Genomic DNA, 26,201 nt, shown 5'->3' on the forward strand with positions numbered 1-26,201 from the left:
TTCTCACCTCCACCGCTTCCGTTCCACAATTTGAATGCTTAACAGCAGAAACACACCCGAAAGGGTGACATAATACAAGATATCCGGCCCACTAAGTACACCTTTCATGAAGCTGTCGAACCGGTTAGTCAGGGCAAACGGGTCCAGCCACTGTTGCAAAGCAGAACCTGTATTACCTGCGAATGAATCAAGCATCCACAAAACGAGCAAAATAATAAAACCCGCCACCGCAGACACCATCTGATGTTGGGATAATGTAGATGCGAACAGTCCAATCGCCATCATGCTTCCGCCCAGGAAAAATAACCCCAGCGCAGACATCCATACCGTCGTCATATCCAATGTCCCATAGAACGACATGATGAATGGGTATACCAGACTACACAGGATGAGCACAACCAGAATGGCCAGAGAAGCAAGATATTTGCCAAAAATAATTTCTGTTACACGTGCAGGAGAAGTCAGCAACAATTCATCTGTTCCCTGTCTGAATTCCTCTGCAACCAGTCGCATCGTTAACAATGGCACAACAAACAGCAGCATGGACAACGTATCGCCCAACACGAGACGGTAATCGACAATACTCGGCTGGTAATATACAAAGCTTGAATAGAACAGCAGACTGGTCATCAGTACATATACGGCAAAAGCAAAATAGGACGTTGGTGACAGAAAATAAGCTTGCAGCTCTTTGTTGCATACCGCCATCATTCGTCTCATTTGGAGTCCTCCCTTTTGCTGGAATGGGACGAAGCATCCGTTGATGTACTCGTTGATGTTCCCGATATACTCGACAGGTCGTTGTCCGAAGTTACGTCCTCCTGATCTATCTCTGCCCCAGTAACCTTATCCACATCTGCCGAATTTGCGTCTGTGTCTGTTGCCTCGGTTGTGGTCAGCTTCAGGAAGATTTGCTCCAGACTCAGGTTCTCCTTCTTCATCTCCAGTATCGGTAATCCTGCACCTGACAAAAGGTAGAACAGCTCCTCCCGGAAATCTTCCGAGTTTTCTCCAGTAAGCAGCATTTTAACCGTTTCTGCTGAATCTGAATTAAGTGCAGTATCTTTGGCGGTATTCGCATCCGACGCTTGAATGACTTCACTCCGCACCTTCTCCCATGGTGTCAGCACATTATGTAATTGCTCCGCAGTGGCCTTCACTTCAATCGACACCTTGAATTGATCCCCCATTGCTGATCCGAAATGCTGAGGTGAACCATCCAGCACGAGCTGCCCCTGATTGATGATCAACATTCGATTACAGAGTGTGCTCACTTCAGGCAAAATATGCGTACTGAGCAGCACCGTATGGTTCTCCCCCAGTTCTCGTATTAAATCCCGGATCTCGATAATCTGATTTGGATCAAGCCCCGATGTTGGCTCATCCAGAACCAGCAGATCTGGCTTGTGAATAATGGCTCCTGCCAGCCCAAGGCGTTGTTTGTATCCTTTGGATAACCCACGTACCATTTGTCTTTCCCGACCCTGAAGTCCCAGTCTGCTAACCATCTCACTGACCCGCAGCTTAACCTCACGTGCCGGGACATCTCGCAAATTGGCTACGAATTTAAGATAGGACTGCACCGTCATATCCGGATACAGTGGCGGCGTTTCAGGCAGATACCCAATCTTGGAACGAACACGCTGGCCCTGTTCATGCACCGATACCCCATCCACCATAATGGAACCCGCGGTTGGATGCACATAGCCTGTAATCATACGCATCGTTGTTGTTTTTCCGGCACCATTGGGTCCGAGAAAGCCAACAATCTCACCACGTTCCATGGTGAAATCCAGTTGATGTACGCCGCGTTGCCCTTCGTAAACTTTGCTGACCTGTTTCACTTCGAGCACATCATTCATCCTTTCCCGTTAAAATACCCGTGCACCATCGTTCGTTATATAAATTCAACTGAAAATATTTACACTTGCACTCCGATGGCAGAATAACCTTCCGATCACTGTTATCCCCAGATTTTTTTGATTCCTTCATTTCAGAAGGAAAAATCCGCTGATAAAGGTGAACGCTTCGCTTCTTCAAGTTATTTCTGCCCTCTCCGTTATCGTGTAAATGTTACGTTGAACTTATGTAATAGATGATAGACACGGGAAGTTCCTTGTATCTTACGTGAGGTATCCTAGCCTCAGCTTAATGACACTTAAAAGACAGCTTAAAAATATTTGTCCAAAATGTGAACATTCTGGTCAACACCCACACCCTGCGCTTAAAGCCAACGTAACATAGAGTACAGGAGAATGTGCTCCTGACCAAAAGTCAGAGGGTGAATCGTGTGAAAGTATTATTCACGTTTTATGTTCCGAGCGGTGGCGTGGATACGTTAAATCGACTGCGCACCGCTGTTCTGAAACGCCATGGCATTGAAGCGCACCTATTGTATCTCAACACAGGCTCGGGATTGCAGAACAACAGTGATACGCCCATTTTCACCGCGTCCAGTGACGAGGATATCCATCATATCATTCATACTCATCATTATGATGCCATCATTGCCACTTCAGACATCGCTATGCCCGGCCGCTTGAGAGGACTTGGTTTTACCGGACGAATTATTTTTGAAGCGCAGGGACTTGGAACACGCGATCAGGCTCTGGAAACGATACAGATGGGTGTCCCTTACCTTCAAGCCCATTGTGATGCTGCCGTTATACCTCCCACAGACCACCTGCTAGATATGTTCATTCATATCTGTCCTTGGCTTCATCGGTTTGTTATTCCCAATATGCTGGATACCGACACCTTCGCACCAATCTTGGTGGATACCCCACCCTATCCGGTGCTGGCTTGGGTAGGAAGACTTGAACACAATAAAAACTGGCGTGAATATTTAATCATATCGAGTGAAATCGTCAAAAAAAATCCGGAAGCCAGACTATGGTTATTCCACGATCCAACTTTGGCTAATCCAGAAGATGAGGTCATGTTCCGGCACATGCTGGCAGAATACGGGCTTGAGGATCGGATTGGGATCTTCATCAATGTTCCTCATTCTCAGATGCCTGCATATTATTCCATGATTGCCGCTTCAGGGGGCATCATGTTATCCACTTCCCTGCTTGAAGGATTCGGTTATGCCGTCGCTGAAGCCATTAGCTGTGGCTGCCCTGTGCTCAGCACAGATTCAGATGGAGTGCGCTCATTTATCACACATAATAAGACTGGAAAGTTTTATCCAATTGGAGATGTAAAGGCGGCCGTAGCCGAAGCAAGAGACCTCATGAAGAACAAGAAACTGCGGGAATATATTCGCATTCAGGGCAGACAGCATATGAGCTTGTCTTTCTCACCCGATCGATATGCCATTTCTTTCCGTGAAATGATGACAGCACTGCGAATTTTCCATTGAGCATAACAAAAAGGCAGTTCAGCAAGATTCTCTGAACTGCCTTACTCTGTTTTTATTAAAAGTCTTAGTGTCCCATCATCATCGCGGGATCAGGCTTGTCGCCATTTTGAAGTTCTTCTTCCGGCATCGGCTTAGGTTTGCGCAGAATCAGACTGAGCAAACATCCGAACAATGCAATGCAAGCGGCCAGGAAGAACGTATCATTGAAACCAGCCACCAAACCATGAACGATAGCGGTCGGCTCTGTACTCGTTGTATTGTCTGCGATTCTTGAAGTAAGGAAGCCTGTAAGCCCTGCAACCGCAAAGGACACGACCACTTGCTGTGCAGCAGCCGTGAGCGGTGTCACCCGTCCAACCAACTTACGCGGTGCAGCATTTAATACATGCGTATTGAGCGGCATCATGGACAGGCCCATACCCAGACCCATCATGACCAGAGCTGTTATAATCAGGCCAAGACCTGTCTCTGCCGTAATGGAGGACAGAATAAACAATGCTCCCGAGATAATACCCAGACCCACGAAGGCCAAAGGTCTAGCACCGATTTTATCAAACAACCGACCACCAAGCGGCATACCTACTCCGGAAGCCAACGCCTGTGGCAGTAGAATCAATCCTGTTTCCAGTGCAGTGTATCCTTTGATCTGCTGCAAATAAAGCGGGATCAGGATCATCGCACCGAACAGCGCCACTTGTGACACCCATGCAAGAATAATTCCCCGTGAGAAATCAGATGATTTGAATACCCGGAGTTCAAGCAAAGGATTTTGATGACGAAGCTCCACAATAATGAACAAAATGAGCGCTACACCACCCACAATGACACCCGTCAAAGTTGTTGCAGACGTCCAGCTCGTTCCGCCCTCACTCACACCGTAAGCGAGCATCGAGAACGCAATTGGCGCCAGAATCATGCCGAGCAGATCCAGTGCAGGTGTGCGTCCACGATCTGTATCAGGCAAAAATTTGATACATAGAATGAAAGCTGCAATACCTATTGGCAAGTTAATCAGGAAGATCCAGTGCCAGCTCAGTGATTCAATAAACCACCCGGACAACACCGGACCCAATGCAGGGGCAAGCAGCATCGGAATTCCCAGCATCCCCATGATGGAACCTCTTCGCTCAGGAGGAGCCAGACGAAAGACCATGGCCATACCAATAGGAGCAACCATGCCTCCACCAAGGCCTTGAATGATACGGTAAATGATCAATTGCTCAGGTGATTGAGCGATCGAGCATAATACAGAACCCAAGGTAAACATGGCAATCGTGAACAGAAATACTCTTTTGGCACCAAAACGGTCCGTTAACCAGCCTGCCAGTGGAATAACTGCAGACAAAGCCAAGGTGTAACCCGTAACCGTCCATTGAATGGTCTTCAGGTCGGTCTCGAAATATTGAACCAGATTCGGAATGGCCACGTTCACCACCGTGCTGTCCAATATAACCATGATCATACCGACGATAATAGCCAGGAGTGGCAGTATAATCGTTTTGATTGAAAACTCTGCGGGCTCCTGGGATACTGCTGTTTGTTCTTTCACGTTCTCCACACTCTTTTCCAGCCAGGAGATCGCAGGTTTAGCGATGCGTCTCACTCGGCCTATATTGACGACCAATTTCAAACTATTGTTTTAAATCGTCGTTTTAAACTTTCGTTTAATACTGATCTAATTCTAATGAAAATACCTTTGCTGTCAAGCTATTTTTTCAGATAATTCTCTATGGATGCACCACAAAAAAATGGAACAGGCACCTTCCCTGCTCCACACGTTGGTTAATCATGATTATGCAATGATGTCCATATCAATCTGCAAGCTTCATCATCTGATATTCTGACAGTATGCCCAATGTCTGACCGTGAATACTTCTGCAATATATTCGAATAACCAGATGATTTGGTGAAGAACTGTTGCTGATGATCCTCAGTTCATAAGGCTCGGATGACACATCCAGATTATGAATGACCTGATTACCGCCCGCTCCCCCCGAATTTGACGTTAGGTGAAAAAGGTGTCGGTACAGTTCTCCGTGCATGCTGGCTCCACCAACAAATACATCCGTCCCTTCCTCGCCGCCCACATAGGCCAACTCCACATCCATGTACTTGACGGGAACAAATGTCTGTAACAGATTCTCATGAATCTCAAGTAAATATACCGCCACTGTAGATCCCTCCTTCGGAGCACATGAACCTTCCTGTACATAGGATATGCTTCCTCTCGTCCATTGCCATTTGCATTCACCCATTTTCGACCAATTGCACGGAAATGCCCGACCTTCCGGTCCTCTTTTTTCATAGAATAAAAGGATAGAAGCTCGGCCGGTGCAGGCCGTGACAAGGAGGTAGCTATGAAAGTTCTGCTCGTTACGTATTGGGAGCTTACACATATGGGAGGCATATGGACATATGTTAAACAACTGGCCGACAGGCTGATCGCACTTGGTGTAGAGGTTGATATCATGGGCACAAATGGCGCCAATAACGAAGTATATGTTCGTAATCTGAACCGCGCTTTCTCCAAGGATAAGGTGTGGCCCATGCTGCAAGCCAAACTCAATCCGACTGATCTACCACAATTCACTGCCGATCCTCTTCTCGCTTATTATGAACTGAATAGATATGCCTTCGAGATGGCAGCCGCTTATCTGGGTGTGGACCACTACGACGTTATTCATGCGCAAGATCCAGTAGCTGCCGTAGCCATAAAACGCATCTTGAACCGCAATATCCCACTGGTTACAAGCTATCATGGCGCTCTTGCACGCGAAGCCTTTTACGATGCACAAAATTCCAACCCACAGCTTACTCTCCCTTCATATTTGCAATCCAAGCGTGGACGTTATTTTCTCTCATTGGAAGAGCGAAGTGCAACACAGTCCGAGCTCATTCTCGTGTCAAGCCACTGGATCAAGAGTACGCTTACAGAACTTGCCGTTCCTGAATCAAAGTTCAGACAGATTCCCTATGCTGTAGATCTCCCAGCCTACCGTGCCTCAGCAGCTGTGAAGTTCCGCCAGCGACCACCTGCGGGCAAGAAAGTCATTGCCTTTACCGGACGACTTGAATACATCAAGGGCGTTCATGTGTTAATCAAGGCCTTAGCCAGTCTGAAAAATAAACGTTCCGATTGGGTCTGCTGGATCGCAGGAGAAGGCAATCTAACCGATGAATTGCGGTCACAGGCCTCTTCAACGGGGATTGGAACCGATGTTGTGTTCTGGGGCAAGCTGGACAATATTCCTTCCTTCCTGCGCCATGCAGATATCTATGTCCAGCCCAGTCTACAGGACACCCAGCCGTTCTCCGTTACCGAAGCGCAACTGGCGGGTGTACCTGTTATCGTCAGTGGTACAGCCGGCATGCCTGAAATGGTTGAACCTGGACGTACGGGATGGGTTGTTCCTCCGCAGGATGTCGACTCACTCCGTGAACTGTTGGATGCACTACTTGAGGATAATCTTACCCGGAGAACAGTGGGTGCGGCGGCGAAAGCCTGGGCTGAACAACATCGTTCACTGGAAGTGATGGGATTGCGTACATTTCAAGTCTACCAAGAAGCCATCTACAGAGGAGGACATACGATATGACGTTACTTGTACCGAGTGATCTGTACAATCGCTGGTTTTCGACTCCAGTTTCCACACCTCACATCGACGTGGATTACGCTGTAATGAACGAATTGATGAAGAAGCTGCCTAAAGGATATGTATTTCCCGATCCTGCATCCATGGCGATCATGAATTCAAAAGATTGAGTTGTCCAATGATATGCCGTCTTTATATAACATGCCGAAATATCAAACAAGGGGTGTCCCATCTGTCATATGAATGACTGAGGACACCCCTTGTTCGCTTCAAATGTGTTCTAACGGACCGAGAACACGCTATTACAGATCTCTCTAATCTGTCGCCAACTTGGAATACATATTCAGATCACTGAACGTTTCGCCTACCCTCTCGTATGCTCTGAGGGTGCCTTCGCATGTGAAATTGAGCTTTTGTAATAGCTTGATCGAATTCACATTACCGGGATCAACCTTTGCTTCGATTCGATTCAGCTTCATAGTCGAGAATGCATGAGCTAATAAAGAAGAGATCGCTTCCGCAGCATATCCTTTCCCCCAGTGTGATCTGGCAATGTCATACCCGATTTCTGCTTTAAGATTGTCAAAATCCAGTGAATTATAACCACATGAACCTATGATTTCGTTGGACTCTTGCGCAAGGATAGAGAACCGAATGGCCTTATTTTCCTGAGAAAGATCATCCAGAAGATTAATCATGGCTATAGCTTGATTTTCATCCGTAAAATGAGTGATATTCATAAATCTAGTTACATCTGGATCAGACCAAATCTTAAACAAACTGGCCGAATCCGCTACGTCCATTTTTCGCAAATATAACCGTTCTGTGTGTAACTCTGTAATCAATACTCTTACCTCCATTAGTTTATTAATAGTTGGGTTTAAGATATTGATATCTGCGCATAGTCCAGTCCCTTCCGTGTATGAATCATTTCATTATACAGAGACTTCAGCAATCGTTCACCCTTTCTGTCCACGAATCTGTCCATAGAGCAAAAAAAGAGCTTACCACTTATAACACTTAAAAAGTGTTTCATAAGGGTGCTCTCCTGTCCATTTAACATCTATTCCAATCAGCCATTTTTACCAAAAACATTTACTTCCAGTACCCGCCAACCTGAAGCAAATTGAGCAAAATAGGTCTATGCTTCTCTTGAACTTTTTCCATCTCGGCAACCAGTGCCTTGAAATGGCGTTTGGTCCCCATTGACTCATGCAATCGGTAACACATCAGAGGTTCATTGTAGTAGAACAGCTCATACATCGGAAACAGCCTCATCCACATTTCATAGTCATGGGTGTAGCGAAAATCAGTGTCGAACAGTCCAAACCGCTCAAATGCTTCCATCTCTAACATGACAGTACAGCCGTTGATCGGACAACCTTCCAGTAGTACCTGCAACATCTCCAGACGACTTCCCACTTCCGGCTGTACCGTATCCAACCATTCACTCTTCTCATTCACATAATGGTAGGCACCATGGCAGAATGAAGCCTTGACCTCACGCATAAACTTCAGTTGTTTCTCCACCCGATCCAGCAGCATCACATCATCTGAGCTGAGCCAGACAAAGTAATCCCCTGTTGCATGTTTGATGCCCTCATTTAATGCGGTCGCGGTTCCACCGTTTTCTTTGTGAATATAGCGGATAGAATCCATGAATGGCTCTAGCCGCTCCACATGCTCGGTTGACCCATCATCCACTACGATGACCTCGATATGCGGATACGTCTGGTGAATGGCACTGTGAACAGCCTGCTCGATATAAGCACAATTATAAAAAGGAATGACGATCGATACTTTTGGCTCCATTCGGGCCTTCCCCTCCTCTTACTGTCTTAGGTAAAATGCTGCGCAAAGAGGGCGTTAATCAGCCATCTTTTGGCTTTCATAACTGCCCTCCCTACGCTACCCGCCAAGCGTCGCTATTCGCTGCAACAGCGGTTCCCGATATCTGGACCATACCATGGATGCCTCTTTGCCAATGACATCCGCATGACGTACCGATCCCATTCCCCCATGCCACCGATAGGCAGTAAGCGGTTCGTTCAGGTATGGGAACCGATGACCGTTCAGTACAATACGCATCCAGAGATCCAGATCATGCGTGTAGGGCAGAAGTTCATCGAACAGCCCTACTCCGCTAAAGAGATCCTTGCGAATCATGACCGTGCAGCCATTCACCGGATTGCCGTTAACAAACCGTCGTAGTATATCCATATCCGACATCGGTTCAGGCCCACCATGCATTCTGGTAACGGCCGAATGCTCGTTGATATAGTGAAAATTTGTATGTGAGACCAGCACATTCTCACGCTGCATAAACTCCAGCTGATAACGAATTTTATCCGGATACAGATAATCATCCGAACTGAGCCAAGCTACATAATCACCTGAGGCATGGCGGATGCCGTGATTAAGTGCCGAAGCCGTCCCGCCATTGCTTTTGCCAAGCACATGAATATAAGGAAGATAGGGTTGAAGCAACTCTGCATGCCGGGTTGAACCGTCATTCACAACAACGATTTCCACATCGGGATACGTCTGGTTCAGCGCACTCTGAATCGCCTGAGGCACATAAGGACAGTTATAGAATGGAATGACAATGGATACTCTCGGATTCAACTTGTCGTCCTCCCTTGCTGGGCACGAACATCACTCAGGATATCCTGAAGTGATGTGGCGAATGGAATCATCGGCTGCCAGCCAAGCTTGCGCAGCAGTGATAATTCCTCCTGTTTCCCCGAACCGTCCGGACCAGATGATGCCCCATCCCAGCGAACAGGGACTTCCGCTTCTGTCATGGACAAGAGCAGATCTGCAATTTCACCTAGACTGCGCTCGACGCCAGACACCACCGGGTATACTGTACCGCTGGACCCCTGTATCAGGAGGGTTGCATACGCTCTGACTGCATCCCGCACATCGAGAAAGTCACGGGTATTGTCCCGTCCGGACAGACGGAATGCCTCCGTTTTGCCCGCCTGCTCACAGGCAACAACATGGCGCGCAAGCAGGGAACAGATGCCTGTAGAAGGACCCGCACCAATCAGATTGCCCGGCTCCGCCAGCATGATCTGTTGTCCGAAGAGCGACATCCACGACAAGGACACCATCTCTTCCAGCGCTTTACTGAGACTGTATGGATGCGGAGGCTGGGGAATCCGGCCAGGTTCCGGCGTATATTTTAACCTTGATCCTACAATAACGGTTCGTGCTGTCGGACAACTGCGAAGCGCATCCAGCAGATACAGCACGGCCATCACATTGGTCTCCAGGACCAGTAGCGGATCAGACCACGAATCAGGCACTGAATTTTTGCCAGCGAGATGCAGCACATAGTCGGGCTGCACCTCGCCGATCAGATGACGCACTTGCTGTTTATCGTTCAGATCACAGACATGGACTTGTGCACCTTTACCAAATGAATACACATCCGGCCTCCGGACTACCGCCGCAACCACTGCACCAACTTCCCGAAAATAAGATACGGCATGTCGCCCGGTAAAACCGGAGGCGCCTGTAATTAGCACTTTCTTGCCTCTCAGCTCTGCTCCATCCATAATGCCAACTCCTTCAGCATTGTAGAATAATCCGGCAGGTCTGTCTTCACATCCTCGCGAGTGGACACCAGCGTACGGTCTTGCACTACACTGTCATCACGCACAATCGTCACATCCTGCTTATCCCAGGTCTGCTTGAACAATACAAGCAGATCATGCTTGCTGACAGGTGCCGGATGAGCTAGGTGGATCAGACCACTAACCGAGGAGGCCAGGTAATGGTCTACCCATTTGGCCAGCTCAAGTGTGGTCACACCGTTCCAGAATACGCGGGTATACCCCCCGACTTCACCTGTGCTGGACATAAACCATTGCATCAGACCAATGCCGCCCTGCCGAATCTCGGGTCCAATGATGGATGTACGGATCGTCAGATGACCTTCATCCTGAACTTCGCCAAGTGCTTTGGTGATGGCGTAAGCTGAAGTCCCATCCGTAACATCATCTTCCCGGTATGCTCCCCGTTCCCCGCTGAACACACAGTCCGTGCTGATATGAATCAGGCGTGCACCAATCGTATCAGCAACCCGCCGCAGACGATGTGGCAGGAATCCGTTAATATGATATGCAGTAATTTTGTCCTCATCTGCGAAGTTGTTCAACACACCTACAGCATTAATAATCACATCCGGGTGCACAGCTTCTACCAATCGATCAACCATGAAGCTGTCGTTCACATCCAGGAGCAGACCATTGGGGTCCGTTACATCCCGAGATGTGTAGAAGACGCTGTGTACACCTTGACGGCGGAAATAGTCGACCAAAATATGGCCGGCCATTCCGTTTCCACCAAGTATCAGCAGTTTCATGACAAGAATCCTCCGCGTTTCAGAATTTCACGAATCTCCTCTTTGGTCATGAGTTGGTGTTCAGAACTGAAACTGTTAAAGGAGACCGGGGGACAATTGGTATAATGTTCACGCAGACCCGGTATACCCAGGGTAGGCAGAATAACCAGGTACTGCTCATCGTAGACAACGGTGGTCATGCTCTCGAATTCACTCATCAATATTTCATGGATTTTCTCCCCTGGACGAATGCCTCGTTCCACAATGCTCACATTCTCCACACCGGAATCCTCAATCAGCACTTCCGCGAGATCAACGATTTTGCAGGTAGGCATCGTCATGACAAAGATCTCTCCGCCGACACTTTCCACCGAGGCTTTGAACAGCAGGGTAATTGCATCCTTTAGCGTGAGAAAGAACCGAGTCATGCTCATATCCGTGATGGAGACCTGGCCTTTCTGACGAATCTGATTCTTGAACAGATGTACCACACTGCCGTTTGTTCCCAGTACATTCCCACCCCGTACCGTAACAAACTTGGTATCGCTGTGTAACAAGTTTGCATATACAATTAATTTCTCGCCGATCGCTTTTGTCATGCCATAGAAGTTGGACGGATTGGCAGCCTTGTCTGTCGAGATATAGATCACTTTTTCCACCTTGTTCTCAATAGCAGCCTCAATTACGTTTTGTGTACCAATTACATTGGTTTTGAGTGCTTCGTATGGTTGGTCTTCACACACCGGAACATGCTTGAGCGCAGCCAGATGAAATACATAGTCCACATGCTGGCAAGCCGCCGTCAAGGCGTCCTTGTCACGAATATCTCCAATCCGGAAATGAAGACGTGGGTCTTCAAATTCACGACTCATGGCCACTTGGCTGGACTCGTTCCGGGAATATACAATAATTTCTTTGGGCTGCTGGGGCAGTAGTTGAGCCACAAGTTCATAACCCCATGATCCCGTACCGCCAGTCACGAGTATACGCTTATTTTCAAACATGCATTTTCCCTCCAAGCAGAAATTTAACCACTTTACTGGATACATCTGTGGCTTTGTAACCTTGCGGGCAATCCCAGTCGCTAGACATCTTTGTCATGACTCTCACGCAATCAGCGATGCGCGCGGCATCCAGACCGGAGACTACATTGCTGCCGCAATCGACCGTTTCCGGCCGCTCGGTAGTTCGACGCATCGTTACGGTCGGCACGCCCATAATGCAACACTCCTCCTGCACGGTACCGCTATCCGTAAGTGCACAGCGTGCATGACGTTCAAGCATTACAAAGTCGAAGAATCCAAACGGCTCGTGAAACTCCACCAGCGGGTTCATCTCCAGTTTCAGATGCTCCGCAATCCGGATCGCGGTACGCGGATGAATACTGCAGATCACACGCAACCCGTGTTCCTCTGCGACCTGGTTCAGTCCTTTCATAATCTCCAGCAAATGAGGGGCATGATCCACATTCTCGGCTCGATGCGCAGTAACCAGGAAGTATTGCCCGGACTTCAGCTTGAGCTTTTTGAGTATTTTGCTGGAACTTACTTGCGCGTCGTAGTGCTGCATTACTTCATAGATGGGATTGCCCGTGAGCACGATGCGCCTGCTTGGTACCCCTTCACTGACCAAATGTTTCTTGCTCTGTTCCGTGTAAGGCATATTAACGGTGGAAATGGCATCAATAACCTTACGATTTTTCTCCTCAGGCACATCCAGGTCGAAGCAACGATTACCTGCTTCCATATGAATAACAGGAACACCCATGCGCTCAGCCAATATTGCACATAATGCGCTATTGGTATCACCAAGCAACAGCAATTTATCGGGTTTCTCCTGCAATATCAGATCTTCCATCTGCGTAAACATCGAGGATAACTGTCGTCCCAGAGTGGCCGCTTCATCCTGAAGAACGTAATCCGGTGCGCGCAGGCCCATTTCCTTGAAAAAGAGACCGCTGAGACTTTCCGTGAAGTTCTGTCCCGTATGCACCAGAATATGTTTGGACGCGTACTGGTCCAGCTTGGAGATGATCAGGCTGAGCCGTATGATCTCAGGTCTCGTACCCAGCACCGTCATGATCTTCATCGTAATCCCTGCCTTCATCTTGTATTGGAACCCTTGCGCCCTGCTCGGCTACGTCCCGCTTTGGCAGATTTGCGTCTGCGACTAGCCGATTTCCCCATATGCGGACGTGGTCCCTTCGTTGTACGAGTTTTCCTCTTACGTCTGCCAGTTCCGGAAGCACGCTTCAGCCCCTCACGGTCTCGGCGAGAATGAGGTGCAAGTGGCTTGCGACGACGTTTCCGCGTTTTGCCCCTCTGTTGAACCGGCTTTGCAGCCGGGCCAGTACCTGAGGCAACAGGAGCATCGTGCCCCAATGCGATTGGAGGTAATGAGGAATGTGGTAACGCCTGTATGACGGTCAGTGGGAATAATAGTGCTCGAACCGTAGTCGGCTCCAGGACCAGTACAGTGCGTAGTCCTCCCTCCCCATGGGTATACACAGGTCCATTCGGAGGTTGGATATAAGCAAACCATCCGGGAAAACGCAATAACCACTGTGTCACCATCGTATGCAGTTTCGTTCGGTAGGTTTCAACGCCGTAGAGCCTTTCCGCTTCTGTCCGATTACGCCACCCCGTATTTGAGGCCAGCTCTGCATCATTCAGCAAGGTTGTTGCCAAAGTGACAAGCGCTTCGGTATCACCCGGCGGGGCCAAAAATGCATCACTGCCTACGGATTCCATTAATTCCTTCAGTCCACCCTGAGCGAAAGCGATGACCGGTTTGGCAAAATAGAGCCCCTCCAGTGCGGTCATGCCAAATCCTTCTTTGACCATGCTTGGGATGACCAGGATATCCATCGCGGTATATGCCAGAGATACGTTCTCTTCAAATGTGGTGAAGGTAAACCGGCGTGAATACCCGGATTTTTTCACCCGTGATACACACTCGTCGTAATACTTTTTATCCGATGCTGCCCCGATGATCCAGAAGCGACAGCGCGAATGTGTTTCACAGATTCTCAAAGCCATATCCACAAAAGGTTTCAACCCTTTGGCATCATATATAAATGAAGAAATATAACCGATACAGGTCTGCGATGATTTGAAACCGAGCTCTTTACGCTTGCGTTCGCGCAGATGAACCCAGCGGTCCGGTGCTGGTAGCGCGGGTTCCCAAGTTGGGGATATGATGGTCACTTTGTCACCCATGCCGGCTTCTTGGAATGGGGCTACCGCTGTCTCGGATATACCGATAATCCAATCCGCGTAACGGCCAATCATCTGGATTGCCTCGGTTGTATGTTCATTCGTATGAATGATCTCGGTAATCTTCCAGATAATCGGAATCTGAAGCGACTTCGCCGCTACTGCCGGCATCACATTGACACAGGTATTCGTTAACACGAGATCGGGAGCAGTCTCTCGTATTAGAGAGACCACTTCCTGATATGCTGGTGTATGGCGAAGCTGCTCTGCATCATCTGCAATGCCCAGGTAAGGTGTGTACACACCGTGAAGCATCGGCAGAGTGCATATTTTGACCTGAATGCCGAATCTCCGCGCAAGCCCCGCAAGCTTCCCCTCCTGAGGGACTACGAGCACACATTCAAAGATCGCACCGATCTCTCTCATAAAATGAAGCAGCAGCTTCTCGGCGCCTGTAATGCTGCGAGTATTGCACACATGTGAAAATAACATCATCTTTGGTTTCGTTGCCATGGCCGCACGGACCCTGTAAACGGGTATCGGATACAGGGTACTGTGCACACCTCCTCCCGGCCAGAATTAAGGGAATATGATGGTTAACATTTCATTAATTCTTTTGCCATACGTGTGGTCTTTCAGTGTACGTTCAAGTCCACGAAGTGCAATCTCACGGCGTTCCTTTTCATGAGTAAGATAATATTCCACTTTGTCGAGTAACTCCTGCGGCGAGGAATATGTCTCAATCTCCACACCCGGTTTGTAGAAACGCGCAATGTCATCCCGGGCGTCGGTCAGCTGTAGCGTCGTGGACGCGGCAATTTCAAACGTTCTCGGGTTCGGTGAAGCTGGCGGGATTTTGAGGTGATTATTATTGACGGAATCATCTTCGTGGGATCGATGCAGGTTGATGACAATTTTGGTGCCATTGTACACATCATTGGTCTCCGGCGGACTCATCCAGCGCCCGAGCTCAATCTTCTCTCCATAGGCAGTATAGTCAGGCAGACGGTCCCACCAGATTCCGTTAAATACCGTATTGTGTGACATCAACTGAGGCATGATTGGATTGAAGAAGTATACCCGGTTCCAATAGGCCGAGCCGATAAAGCTGACATCCCGTTTTAACGGGGAAGGTGTTGTAATCGGAAAGTAATGATTAGTGAATGCGGCAAAAGGGAGGTAGTGAACTGACGCGCAGCCGATTTGTCGATATAGATCAATACAGTTCAGTTCTAACGTGAAGACATGGTCAAAATGTGTCACAATATCCAGCGTCATATCTGTATAATACGGGTCATCCGTGAGCCAGATCGCCGTCTGAATGCCTGCTTGGCGAATCGCATCGATATGCTCGATGGGGATATCCATTCCATCCAGCACAAGCACAAGATCAGGACGCGTCTGCAGCGCAATTTCAGAAACCGGTTGACGCGGATCAGAGAGGGTTACTTGAGCTACCATACCCTGTAGCGTGGCCATAATGGCCTCATCCAACGGGGAGTAAGGGAAGCCTTTACCCGAGGATACATACAGCACGTGAAGCTGTCGGAAAGGCAACGGTTCCTGTGCACAATTCACAATATAGTTGGCGCGACCGCGCAGATATCCTTCTTCCTTACCTGCGTCATATCCGGCATGTTGCCCATTTTTGCGTGCTTGATCAGCCAGGCTCAGTACGGGTGCATGAACCTTTTTGGTTTTACGGTGTTTGAGAGACATACCGCCACTCCTTTATTTTTTGGGATAGGGTTCTTGTTAATGCTGCACTTCAGACTGGGATTACAAATGTTCCAGCAACTGACCGATCCGGCGAGTGAATGTATGCTGGTTCATCGTGGTGAGAAGTCCACGCCACGCCATCGCCTGTCGTTCTTCTTCATGCTTCAGATAATAGTGGATCTTGCGCTGAAGTTCTGCTGCGTTGGTGAACGTCTCGATGTCATATCCCGGCTTATAATAACGGGGTAAATCTGCACGTGCATCCGTAATCTGCATTGTGCCACATGCGCTAATCTCATACGTGCGTGGATTAATCGAGTGACCTTCAAGATGATGTGTGTTGCGATTGTCTTCCCCATTCTCGCAAGTCCGGTGAATGTTAATGACAATCTTGGCGCCATTGTAATAATCCACTGTCTCTCCAGGAGCAATCCATCCTTCGTGGATGAAACGGCCTAGTACATCAAAGCGTGCCAACCGATTCCACTGGCTACCCGCAATGAATACCTTTTTGTCCGCAAGAAAAGGGGCCAGCTCATCAAACAAGGCAATCCGGTTCCAGAATCCGGTACCGATAAAACAAATGTCGTGCTGATGCTGCGGTGCCGCGCGCCGCGGTTGAAACATGCCTGGATTCACCGCGAGTGGCATATAGATGACCTGGTTCGCTCCATGTGCCAGATAGAAGGGCACCGCGGCCTCTTCATGCGTGAACACGACATCATAGTGCTGGCAAAGGGACGTTGTATCTTCGGTGAAATACGGATCATCCACAAACCACACGGCAGTTCGGATACCGAGTGCACGTATGCCATTCACCTGCTCCACATGATCTGCGGGAAATACATGCAGACCATTCATGACGAGCACAACATCGGGCCGATGCTGACTGGCTTCCTGCAACATCGCTGCTGGCGATCCAACAACGCATTCACGTACAGATTGCTGCAGAGCCAAGGTGACACCTTCATCGATGGCATCGAATCCTTGCGGGATATATAACACTTTCATGTCCCGCAGGGTCGGTTCAAACATCTGCACCCGCTCCATCATGGCCTGACAGCCGCCGAATCTGCGGCCTTCTGCATATCCGCCGCGGTAAGCCGTTTCCGCTTCGGTCAGCGGACGGTGCTTTCGTTTTGCCACATTCTTCACCCTGTCTTCCTTCAGGAGATCTCACTTCCAGACTCTCCCCGAGATTGGTCTTCCCTCTAAAGGATATGCCTCGGGGTCAGATGCATCATGGACGGGTGTCCTGCAAGGCGCAAAATTGGCGCTTGCCCTCCACATCCGCCTGTACGGGCATGTCCGCTTTTGCGGCGATGCAAATAGCCCGGAGGGATCTGCCCCCCTGGCTATTTGTTAGAGGATGTTCAAAAAGTCCGCTTTTGATTACGAAGGATGCCTATCGGCATCACCAGCATCGAATATGAAATTCAGCCGAAATGTCCGTTGCTCACGTAGTCTTCTCTACGCTCCGCTACTCCATTTCAGCTTCATCCCATCTTCTCGGTACTGAAAACCGGTCTTTTTGAACCGGCACTATAAGACAGATATCATTCCATGCAGAAATAATCCTGTCTACTCGGTTACTGTGCTTTGTACGCCAGCTGATGTCCGTCCTCGAATCCCTTGGCGAAACCCGCGTTGAATCCCTCGTTGTACGCCTCGTTGTATCCCTGGCTGTAAGCACCGTCCGGGTTCGGATCGGTAGGGGTAGCCGGGACGACTGGTTGTACGGCCTTTGGACTCCGGTGCCGCCGTACCGCACGTTTCTTTTTTTTGAGCCACGCACTGCGTCCTTTAAGTGGACGTTTGTGAAGAACACGTTTGGCTCTGAGCGCACGCAGCTTGCGAATTTTGCGCAGACGGGCTCCACGGATTAACAAAGCTCTTTTGGTTCTCAGTCTTATTTTCTTCTTCTTTAACATGTCAACATTCCTCCTGTATGTCCCGAACGATACGAATTGCACACCCGGGGTCTTTGAGCCACGGCAAGCCAGGCTCCCCATGCTGGATTCGGGCCAGCCTGATTCCCGTAACCATACGAGACATTTCTGCCTGATAGCGACTCAGCAAACGAATGTTCTCGGCCAGACTGCGGGCGGATACTTCCGAATGAGCGGTTACACTGGCTACACTGTCCAGAATGCGTGCCAGCGCCTGCTGACTGTGTGCAATGGATTCAATGAGCGCCAGTTTGGCTTCCTGCTCACGCCGCATCAGACTCATTTTCCCATGTCTCCCAGATCCATGCCGCCAAACATGCCACCGTCCATACCGCCGCCATCTTCGCTATCGTTCTGCACCATCACCGCTTTGAGATTGTTGCACAGTCCGGTCTCCATCCGGGTTAATCCTTCCAGCAATTCCACCAGCTGATCATGCATTTTGAGCGGCTCGCCTACCTGATCCCCATGCGTCAGAAAGGTATCCCCATTCAAATGATTCAGCGTCCAGTTCCGTACCTTCTCGGCCTCAATCGCTTTTGCCTCCAGGATCAGGGCAATATTCCACTGCATTTTGGCTGCTGCGTCCAGCATCAGAATGAGACTCTGTTCTCTACTCATGTTCCTTCACCCGCCTTCCGGGCTTATTCTTCTTCTTGAACCGCGATCTCCCGCATGACTTGGGTCAGCGTTTCGGCTACAGCCTCTTCCAGATCTGCAAGGCCCCCCAAGTAAGAGATAATGCTTTTGTTGATTTGCCCAGAGCTATCCAGCAGACCGTCAACGCCATCCAACTCCGGTTCGATATCTGGCAAATGATTGATGATTTCAGACATGCGTACAGCGACTTGGCGTTTGGCATCCAGCACACGTGCGATCTGCTGGTGAGAGTGTGCAATATGTGTGATAATTTCATCGATTTTGCTCTGCATGATCCTCCTCCTTACCGTCACGGCCTGCTTCACCCATAGAAAAACCCGGCCTATCAGCATTTGCCTGTTACAGCATATGCCGGGCCGGGATCGTCAGTTACTACAGCTTGCGCCTATATCGTCAGATGACATAACTCCAGTCGGAAGAATATCGACTGAGGAATTGGCGAGTACGTTCCTGCTTTGGACGTACAAACACCTCTTCCGGGGTTCCTTCCTCCACAACGGAACCTCCATCCATGAAAACAACCCGATTGGCCACCTCACGGGCAAACCCCATTTCATGGGTGACTACAATCATGGTGATCCCCTCCTGAGCAATGGAGCGGATGACAGACAACACCTCACCCACAAGCTCGGGGTCCAGCGCTGATGTCGGTTCATCAAACAAAATCACTTCGGGATTCAGTGCCAGTGCTCTGGCGATGCCCACTCGTTGCTGTTGCCCACCAGACAACATACTTGGATACTCATTGATTTTGGCAGACAGTCCGACTTGTTCAAGCACACGCAAGGCACGAGTACGGGCATCAGCTTTGGACATTTTCTGGGCAATAATTAAACCTTCCGTGACGTTATCCAGCACAGTCTTGTGTTTGAACAGATTATAATGCTGGAACACCATCGCCGTTTTTCGTCTCAACTGCACAATGTCATGTTTGCGTGCATGCTTGCAATCGACGCTTAATCCACTGATCTGAACCTCGCCCTCATCGGCACGTTCCAGAAAATTGACGCAGCGCAGCAGCGTTGTTTTACCTGATCCGCTCGGTCCAAGGATCGCAACGACATCGCCCTGTTCAACAGTCAGATCAATTCCCTTCAATACTTCCTGCTTGCCAAATGTTTTGTGTATGTTCGTTAATGTAATCATGACACGCCTCCTTTGCTGTACACGGCAACCCGACGCTCAAGCAAAGCGGTGATCCGCTCGGCAATGATGGTCAGCCCCCAGTAGATAAACGCGGCGGCGATAAAGGCCTCCAAAAATTTCAGACTGACGGATGCCACCACATCCGCTTTACCGAGGATGTCCATCTGAGATACGGTAAAAGCGAGTGTTGATCCATGCAGGAACCCGACAAACATGCTGCACAAATTAGGCAAGACCGCCCCGATCGCTTGAGGGATGATGATGCGCCTCAAAGCCTGGAATGTGCTCATACCCACAGCGTGAGCGGCTTCCATCTGGCCGATATCCACAGCTAGAATGCCAGAACGGATAATCTCGGACATATAGGCACCCGCGGTGAGCGAGAAGGCAATCAGTACAAATACGAGAATTGGGATCGATGAGGATTGGAAAGCCCAAGCGTAACGTTCCGCCAGCTTATCGATAATCATCGGAATGCCGTAATAGATGAGGAACAGATGCATCAGCATCGGTGTTCCACGCAGGAATGAAACGTAGAAGTCAGCAATGCGGTGAATCCACCGCACACGATAGATACGAATCAGAGCCGTAGCCAGACCGATTCCGAAGCCTGCAATCAACGGCACAATCGTAATGACGAGTGTCAGTGGCAATGCCTTCAGGATTTGAAAAAAAGAGGTATAGATAAACTGGAGATCAATCGACATATGCTCACCCCGCTATTCGTTTCAGTGAGAGTTCAAAAAGTCTGGTTTTCATCTTCGATGCTGATGATGCCGCCAGGCATGATTCGTAATCAAAAGCGGACTTTTTGAACAACCTCTTTCAGGCGTTTGGCTCGAATTGCCGGTTTGTGTAGAACCCTCTTGCGTTCATGACGCTGGAGTCTGCGTTCTGCATAGGCAAATCCTTTTTCAAGCACAATAACAATGACATAATAGACCACAGACAGACTGATATACACTTCAAGTGCATGCGATGTAGCCGAAATTAACGTCTGCCCTCTGCCCACCATATCCATGACACCAATGGAGAAGGCCAAAGAAGTATCCTTTAATGAACCGATTAACGTATTGGCCATGTTCGGAAAAGCAACAATCAGTGCCTGCGGAACAACAATCCGCCGAAAAGACTGGAATGTGGTCATGCCCGCAGCATAGGCAGCTTCCGTCTGACCTTTATCCACACTGCGCACCGCTCCGCGAAAGATCTCGGCAAAGGATGCCGCGTCACTAAGTGCATAGGTCACAATGACAAATAACAACGGGTCGGTTCTCGACAGGTCGATGCCAATGGGTTTGAGCAGCTCGGGAAGTCCGTAATATACCAGGAACAATTTGATCAGGATCGGTGTGCCCCGCATGAATGAGACGTACAGGGTAGCCAACTGGCTTAGTACCGGAATCCGATACAGCCGGGGAACGGTCAGAAGCACGCCGCCCACCAGTCCGAGCACGATGGAGCCACCCAGTACAATCAGTGTTATATGCAAATATCGTAGCAGTTCCGGGATGAAATCCAGAACCAATGACAGATCAAATGATTTTCCCATTACCGCTGCACACCTTTCTCAGACTACTCTTCAACCGTATAGTCAGCTCCAAGCCACTCTGTGCTCAGTTTGCCTAATGTTCCATCTTCTTTGACCGCTTTGAGGGCTTCGTCCACTTTGGTTTTGAGCTCCTGCTCATCTTTGTTCAGAATGAAGTACACTTTGGAATTGGAGAGGGCATCTCCTACCGTTTTCAGCTGAGCATCAATCGCCTTATTCTGATAATCAATGGCAAACTGCGTGCTGATGGTGGCATCCACCCGGCCTGTTTTGATCTGGGTAATGGTATCCTCACCTGCTCCGGAATAAACGATATCAATCCCGTTGCCGTTCGCTGCATTCCATTTCTCAGCAAGTACAGCCGCATTACTTGTAGCACCAACAATCAGTTTTTTCCCTTTGAGATCCTCAATCGATTTTACTTCCTCATTTTTCTGACTTACGACAATTTTATTTGGAAAAATATTATAGGCTTCATCATTAAACAGGAACTTGGCCTGTCTCTCATCATTCACTTCCATCTGGTGAGCGATCAGGTCAATTTTTTTCGTTTCCAGACTCAGCAGCAGGTTTTTGAAATCCATGGTGCTGAATTCGAATTCGTACTCAGGCAAACGTTTGTCGATCTCCCGGATCAGTTCCACATCATAACCTGTTAACTTGCCATTCTCATCAATGAAGCAGACATTCGGGAACTGTGTACCTGTTCCTACAATGATCTTTTTCACTTTGGTGTCGCCTGCTGCCGAAGCAGATTCTGAATCATTGCTTGCAGTTCCTGTGCTGCATCCAGCCAGTACCGCCAGCATTGTAATGAACAGCAGTGCTGTCCGGAATTTTTGAATCCCCCGTTTTTTAACCATTCTCAATCTCCTCCACAGGCTGTTATCACAGCGAATATGATGTGCACTCCCATTCCTCTTCCCATTACCAAACCATTCTTACTTGTATAGTCGGAATTAGGTTGAACAAAGAATATCATTACAAGTCATCTTGGGGCAATAACTAAACTAATAGGACATCCTGATATGGTTATAGGACTTCTCTATAGTACAAGAAAAAGCCATCCCCCATATCCATTGGCGGATGGCTTCTTCCTGTATGTCTCTCACTGATTATACCATTTTGGCGGTGCATCACTTGGTGTGTACACTACTCATCTATCTGCGACTCGCCCATTTAATTTTACGTGCAACTTCCACTCGCTGTAATTGTAAGAGACCGATCCGTTCCTCGAACTTCTTGCGTTCGTCCATGGAATGAGCGGCATGAATCTGGTGGCACAGACCTGTCAGTTTGCTGTTGATGTAATCAAACCGTGTCCATAGTTCCTCTTCAGGTGTGCGTTGCTGCTCCGTCGCCGTCTGAAATATTTTGAGTTGGCGGATAAGGGATTGTTGCCATTCCTGATCCTGAATTTGGATGGCAAAATGCAAAAGATCCAGATAGTCATCAATTTGCAACGAAACGCCGTAATCAGATTTAGTGTTCATCGTCGTCTCTCCTTATTTCAGTACTTGGCTGGAATCCATTACTTCTATCTTACAGGAACAAGCCCACTGAAAGCGAGTACTGAACGATTAAATTTCGGGAAAATTTTTATTTTTTTATGTTAAAACAGCTTTACATTTCCATTAAGACCAATTTGGCAGGATATTGATATTGGTACATATGAAATTGGTAATAAAAAACCCGCGTTAAGAAATAAAGTTGTTTCCTCAAAACGGGTTTTTCATCATTTTATATATAATATAAACACATATCAAATTAGTCATTTTTCCCATCTCGCTGCTGTCTGGTCATCAGTAACATGAGAAATGAGATGATGATAATGGAAACAGTCCACGCCCAGGCCATGGTCTGATTGCCCGAATCCACAGCGACATAGATTGCCGTAGGTACCGTTTGTGTTTTGCCCGGAATATTGCCTGCAATCATCAGTGTGGCTCCGAATTCCCCGAGTGCCCGGGCAAAGCCCAGGATGAAGGCGGTCATCAAGGCTCTGCCTGCGAGCGGCAAGGAAATGTAACGAAAAACCTGCCACTCATTCGCCCCAATCGAACGTCCCGCATCTTCCAGATCCCGATCCACACCGCTGAATCCTGATTTCATGGTCTGATACACGAGTGGAAAAGCAACCACCACCGAAGCAATCACCGCAGCCCACCAGGTGAAAATAACCGGTGCGGAGAATATGGCTTCAATCCATTGTCCAAACAGACTTTTACGTCCCAGTATGACAAGCAACAGAAATCCAACCACCGTCGGAGGCAGTACTAGCGGTAGCATAAATGCCGTTTCCAGCAACGTCTTCCCCCGAAATAAAGTACGCGACATCTTCCAGGCTATCGCGATTCCCAGCACAGTGGCCACCACGCTGGATAACAGCGCAACCTGAAGCGACAGGCGCACCGGTGACCAGAATACGGACCAGTCTATGGCGTTCACATTCATTCGGGAATCGTGAAGCCGTATTTCGCGAAGATATCCAGTACTTCAGGAGTTTGCAAATACGCATAGAATTGTTCGGCCTCTGTACGGTGTTTTGTTCCTTCAATAATGCCTATCGGATAATTGGCGGGTGTGTAGCTGTTCTTGTCCACCTCAAACGCAATGTTCACCTGATCCGAAGTAAGAGCATCCGTTTTATATACAAATCCTGCATCTGCATTGCCTGTCTCTACATATTGGAGAACCTGTCTAACATCTTTCCCCTGCACAAGTTTGCTCTCCAGTTGATCCCACAGTTTGGCATTCGTCAAAGCTTCCTTCGCATAGGTTCCCGCAGGCACACTTTCCGGAATGCCAATAGCTACCGTCTTAATGGAGTCATTTGTGAGATCCTTTTCGCTGGTTACGGTATGGGTCCCATCTGCTGGCACAATTGCCACCAGTGAATTCTGTAGCAAATTCTTTTGGTCGTCCGAGGCAATCAGGTTTTCATCTACTAACGCATTCATATTTTTTGTTGCCGCCGATACAAAGACATCAGCCGGGGCACCCTGTTCAATCTGCTGTTGCAAGGCACCCGAGGCGCCAAAGTTAAAGTTAAGTTCTATATAAGGATTAGCTAGCTCATAATTGCTTTCAATCTCTTTCATCGCATCGGTCAGACTGGCCGCCGCAGAGATCGTCAGATCTACCGTTTCCTGCGGATCGGTATTTCCTGCTGATGAACTTTCACCTGATGCCGCTGGCGTTGAGGTCGTTTGTTCTGCACCTGTGGATGTATCCGTAGTGCCCGTGCTTGTGCCGCAACCAGCCAATACAAGAGACAGTCCCAGTGACATACTTCCCAACACATATCCGATTCTCTTTCTCATTCATTTCTCCCCCAACGTTATATTTAGATATAACTAGTTATAATTGATTATATCTAATTATACACAAGACAAAAAAAATGGGAAGGTGATTAAGATCACATTTGATTTTTGTTATCTGTCCTATGCGTTTATTACGTGTTCTCAAGTTTATGGCATCCCTCAATTAATGGTATAGTACAAGAAACATTCCATTACGATGAATGATCGGATCATTACCTTTGAAGGAGGATCTTCACTTATGACGGAGGAGCAATCCTACACAACCGAAGAAATATCCAAGCTGCTCAAAATATCGAAACTAACGGTCTATGACCTGATCAAAAAAGGAGACCTCGTCGCATACCGTGTGGGTAAACAAATGCGAATTGATGCAACCGATCTGGAGGCATATAAACGTCGCTCCAAGCAACTTCAGTCCTCAGGTCAACGTATCCCGACCTCTGCATCAGGGACCCAGCCAGGTCATGGTGATTCTCAGGGAACTTCCTTACAATCAACTACTCCGGTTGGGTCTGCGCATGCGAATACTCCAGCGAGTTCTGCTCATGCAATGCCTGCTGTACCACGGCATCTGGTCATAACAGGTCAGGATGTCAGTCTGGATATTCTAATGCGCCATATGGAAAAACAAACTCGGGACATTCGTCCGCTACGCTCGTTCATGGGTAGTCTGGATGGGCTTATCTCGATGTATCACGGTGAGTCCGATCTGGTCAGCACCCATCTGCTCGACGGAGATACCGGTGAGTATAATCTGCCGTATATTCGCAAAATTCTGACGGGGCGGTCCTATGTTGTGGTAAACCTGCTGTCACGTCCTGCCGGATTGTATGTACAGCGTGGCAATCCACAGAACATACAGAATTGGACCGATCTGAGCAAGCCTGATCTTCGACTCGCTAACCGGGAGATAGGTTCTGGCGCGCGAGTATTGCTGGATGAGCAACTTCGGCTGCATGGAATTCCTGCCGCAGGTCTGATCGGATATCAAGTCGAAGAAACCAGTCACATGGGCGTGGCTGCCAAAGTCAGTTCAGGTGAAGCTGATGTCGGAGTTGGCATTGAAAAGGCTGCACGACTTGTGGGTCAGGTTGATTTTGTCCCGCTCACTCAGGAGCGCTATGATCTGGTCATGCTGAGGAAGCAAGGTAATGAAGCTTGGACAGAATCTGTACTGCGAATTCTCCAATCGCCGGAGTTCAGGCAGGAACTGCAATCATTCGAGGGATATGATGTATCCAGGACAGGTGAGATTTTGTACGAAGCATAGGTATACGAAATGTAGACAATAACAGCCTATACTCAACGTGTATTCAACATCACATCATG

At 48.5% G+C, this 26,201-nt stretch carries 29 protein-coding genes; 4 read left to right on the plus strand and 25 right to left on the minus strand.

The features are described from left to right. Nucleotides 1-3 precede the first annotated feature (3 nt). Nucleotides 4-720, minus strand: coding sequence for an ABC transporter permease subunit (locus ACETMN_RS27110; protein ID WP_017692528.1), 717 nt, complete (start codon nt 718-720; stop codon nt 4-6). After that, on the minus strand, nt 717-1,853 hold the full coding sequence (locus ACETMN_RS27115; protein WP_411736442.1) for an ABC transporter ATP-binding protein: 1,137 nt from the start codon (nt 1,851-1,853) through the stop codon (nt 717-719). The genes ACETMN_RS27110 and ACETMN_RS27115 overlap by 4 nt, the downstream gene beginning before the upstream one ends. Nucleotides 1,854-2,281: 428 nt before the next feature. On the opposite strand from ACETMN_RS27115, the gene ACETMN_RS27120 reads away from it, so the two are divergent. Then, complete coding sequence (locus tag ACETMN_RS27120) at nt 2,282-3,364, plus strand: glycosyltransferase family 4 protein (protein WP_308737367.1); 1,083 nt, start codon at nt 2,282-2,284, stop codon at nt 3,362-3,364. A 64-nt stretch (nt 3,365-3,428) separates the two neighbouring features. Here the strand turns inward: ACETMN_RS27120 and ACETMN_RS27125 are convergent, their stop codons facing one another. Both ACETMN_RS27125 and ACETMN_RS27130 read right to left on the minus strand, forming a co-directional pair. After that, on the minus strand, nt 3,429-4,913 hold the full coding sequence (locus ACETMN_RS27125; protein ID WP_074097021.1) for a DHA2 family efflux MFS transporter permease subunit: 1,485 nt from the start codon (nt 4,911-4,913) through the stop codon (nt 3,429-3,431). A gap of 262 nt (nt 4,914-5,175) precedes the next feature. Then, nucleotides 5,176-5,535: a hypothetical protein gene (locus ACETMN_RS27130; RefSeq protein WP_105601188.1), complete on the minus strand. Its 360-nt coding sequence runs from the start codon at nt 5,533-5,535 to the stop codon at nt 5,176-5,178. A 186-nt stretch (nt 5,536-5,721) separates the two neighbouring features. On the opposite strand from ACETMN_RS27130, the gene ACETMN_RS27135 reads away from it, so the two are divergent. Both ACETMN_RS27135 and ACETMN_RS27140 read left to right on the plus strand, forming a co-directional pair. Beyond that, the gene (locus ACETMN_RS27135; protein ID WP_105601189.1) at nt 5,722-6,960 is read left to right on the plus strand and encodes a glycosyltransferase family 4 protein; all 1,239 of its coding nucleotides are present in this window, start codon (nt 5,722-5,724) and stop codon (nt 6,958-6,960) included. Beyond that, complete coding sequence (locus ACETMN_RS27140; RefSeq protein ID WP_167483784.1) at nt 6,957-7,127, plus strand: hypothetical protein; 171 nt, start codon at nt 6,957-6,959, stop codon at nt 7,125-7,127. The genes ACETMN_RS27135 and ACETMN_RS27140 overlap by 4 nt, the downstream gene beginning before the upstream one ends. A gap of 144 nt (nt 7,128-7,271) precedes the next feature. On the opposite strand, the gene ACETMN_RS27145 is transcribed toward ACETMN_RS27140, so the two are convergent. The 21 genes from ACETMN_RS27145 to modA all read right to left on the minus strand — a co-directional run bounded on the left by ACETMN_RS27145 (nt 7,272) and on the right by modA (nt 24,872). After that, nucleotides 7,272-7,802 (minus strand): GNAT family N-acetyltransferase, encoded by a 531-nt coding sequence (locus ACETMN_RS27145; RefSeq protein ID WP_105601191.1) that lies wholly within the window; start codon nt 7,800-7,802, stop codon nt 7,272-7,274. Nucleotides 7,803-8,052: 250 nt separating this feature from the next. After that, nucleotides 8,053-8,769 carry a glycosyltransferase gene (locus ACETMN_RS27150; RefSeq protein WP_091020904.1) on the minus strand — a complete coding sequence of 239 codons (717 nt, stop codon included), beginning with the start codon at nt 8,767-8,769 and terminating at the stop codon, nt 8,053-8,055. Nucleotides 8,770-8,865: 96 nt separating this feature from the next. Further along, nucleotides 8,866-9,582, minus strand: a complete 717-nt coding sequence (locus ACETMN_RS27155; protein ID WP_091020903.1) for a glycosyltransferase — start codon at nt 9,580-9,582, stop codon at nt 8,866-8,868. After that, nucleotides 9,579-10,520: an NAD-dependent epimerase/dehydratase family protein gene (locus ACETMN_RS27160; protein ID WP_411735391.1), complete on the minus strand. Its 942-nt coding sequence runs from the start codon at nt 10,518-10,520 to the stop codon at nt 9,579-9,581. The genes ACETMN_RS27155 and ACETMN_RS27160 overlap by 4 nt, the downstream gene beginning before the upstream one ends. Then, the gene (locus ACETMN_RS27165; protein WP_036605842.1) at nt 10,502-11,329 is read right to left on the minus strand and encodes a dTDP-4-dehydrorhamnose reductase family protein; all 828 of its coding nucleotides are present in this window, start codon (nt 11,327-11,329) and stop codon (nt 10,502-10,504) included. Before ACETMN_RS27165 ends, ACETMN_RS27160 begins: the two co-directional genes overlap by 19 nt. Beyond that, nucleotides 11,326-12,312, minus strand: coding sequence for a polysaccharide biosynthesis protein (locus ACETMN_RS27170; protein ID WP_017692517.1), 987 nt, complete (start codon nt 12,310-12,312; stop codon nt 11,326-11,328). The genes ACETMN_RS27165 and ACETMN_RS27170 overlap by 4 nt, the downstream gene beginning before the upstream one ends. Beyond that, nucleotides 12,305-13,396 (minus strand): non-hydrolyzing UDP-N-acetylglucosamine 2-epimerase, encoded by a 1,092-nt coding sequence (gene wecB / locus ACETMN_RS27175; RefSeq protein ID WP_091020928.1) that lies wholly within the window; start codon nt 13,394-13,396, stop codon nt 12,305-12,307. Before wecB ends, ACETMN_RS27170 begins: the two co-directional genes overlap by 8 nt. A gap of 14 nt (nt 13,397-13,410) precedes the next feature. Next, complete coding sequence (locus ACETMN_RS27180) at nt 13,411-15,036, minus strand: glycosyltransferase (RefSeq protein ID WP_143786602.1); 1,626 nt, start codon at nt 15,034-15,036, stop codon at nt 13,411-13,413. A 66-nt stretch (nt 15,037-15,102) separates the two neighbouring features. Then, entirely contained in the window at nt 15,103-16,242 is a 1,140-nt protein-coding gene (locus ACETMN_RS27185; protein ID WP_091020900.1) for a glycosyltransferase, read from the minus strand. A 60-nt stretch (nt 16,243-16,302) separates the two neighbouring features. Then, on the minus strand, nt 16,303-17,397 hold the full coding sequence (locus ACETMN_RS27190; protein ID WP_091020899.1) for a glycosyltransferase: 1,095 nt from the start codon (nt 17,395-17,397) through the stop codon (nt 16,303-16,305). A gap of 434 nt (nt 17,398-17,831) precedes the next feature. Next, entirely contained in the window at nt 17,832-18,173 is a 342-nt protein-coding gene (locus tag ACETMN_RS27195; RefSeq protein WP_091020898.1) for a hypothetical protein, read from the minus strand. Between the two features lies 1 nt (nt 18,174). After that, nucleotides 18,175-18,474 (minus strand): hypothetical protein, encoded by a 300-nt coding sequence (locus ACETMN_RS27200; protein ID WP_017692511.1) that lies wholly within the window; start codon nt 18,472-18,474, stop codon nt 18,175-18,177. Then, entirely contained in the window at nt 18,471-18,812 is a 342-nt protein-coding gene (locus tag ACETMN_RS27205; protein WP_017692510.1) for a hypothetical protein, read from the minus strand. Before ACETMN_RS27205 ends, ACETMN_RS27200 begins: the two co-directional genes overlap by 4 nt. Nucleotides 18,813-18,835: 23 nt before the next feature. Further along, the gene (locus tag ACETMN_RS27210; RefSeq protein ID WP_017692509.1) at nt 18,836-19,123 is read right to left on the minus strand and encodes a hypothetical protein; all 288 of its coding nucleotides are present in this window, start codon (nt 19,121-19,123) and stop codon (nt 18,836-18,838) included. 121 nt (nt 19,124-19,244) lie between these two features. Next, nucleotides 19,245-19,997 (minus strand): amino acid ABC transporter ATP-binding protein, encoded by a 753-nt coding sequence (locus ACETMN_RS27215; protein ID WP_091020897.1) that lies wholly within the window; start codon nt 19,995-19,997, stop codon nt 19,245-19,247. After that, a complete protein-coding gene (locus tag ACETMN_RS27220) occupies nt 19,994-20,704 on the minus strand; it encodes an amino acid ABC transporter permease (RefSeq protein WP_091020896.1) in 711 nt (236 codons plus the stop codon). Before ACETMN_RS27220 ends, ACETMN_RS27215 begins: the two co-directional genes overlap by 4 nt. Nucleotides 20,705-20,793: 89 nt before the next feature. Then, nucleotides 20,794-21,549: an amino acid ABC transporter permease gene (locus ACETMN_RS27225; protein WP_411735392.1), complete on the minus strand. Its 756-nt coding sequence runs from the start codon at nt 21,547-21,549 to the stop codon at nt 20,794-20,796. 23 nt (nt 21,550-21,572) lie between these two features. Then, nucleotides 21,573-22,394: a transporter substrate-binding domain-containing protein gene (locus ACETMN_RS27230; protein ID WP_411736443.1), complete on the minus strand. Its 822-nt coding sequence runs from the start codon at nt 22,392-22,394 to the stop codon at nt 21,573-21,575. Between the two features lie 315 nt (nt 22,395-22,709). Further along, nucleotides 22,710-23,042 carry a hypothetical protein gene (locus tag ACETMN_RS27235; RefSeq protein WP_091020893.1) on the minus strand — a complete coding sequence of 111 codons (333 nt, stop codon included), beginning with the start codon at nt 23,040-23,042 and terminating at the stop codon, nt 22,710-22,712. Between the two features lie 274 nt (nt 23,043-23,316). Continuing rightward, nucleotides 23,317-24,003, minus strand: a complete 687-nt coding sequence (gene modB / locus ACETMN_RS27240) for a molybdate ABC transporter permease subunit (protein ID WP_091020892.1) — start codon at nt 24,001-24,003, stop codon at nt 23,317-23,319. Then, the gene (gene modA, locus ACETMN_RS27245) at nt 24,000-24,872 is read right to left on the minus strand and encodes a molybdate ABC transporter substrate-binding protein (RefSeq protein WP_091020891.1); all 873 of its coding nucleotides are present in this window, start codon (nt 24,870-24,872) and stop codon (nt 24,000-24,002) included. Before modA ends, modB begins: the two co-directional genes overlap by 4 nt. Nucleotides 24,873-25,110: 238 nt before the next feature. Here modA and ACETMN_RS27250 point away from each other — a divergent pair, with 238 nt between their 5' ends. Next, entirely contained in the window at nt 25,111-26,142 is a 1,032-nt protein-coding gene (locus ACETMN_RS27250) for a substrate-binding domain-containing protein (protein ID WP_091020890.1), read from the plus strand. Nucleotides 26,143-26,201: the final 59 nt, after the last annotated feature.

Origin of the sequence: Paenibacillus sp. M2, from assembly GCF_046713495.1 — a bacterium.
Classification (GTDB): domain Bacteria; phylum Bacillota; class Bacilli; order Paenibacillales; family Paenibacillaceae; genus Paenibacillus; species Paenibacillus amylolyticus_B.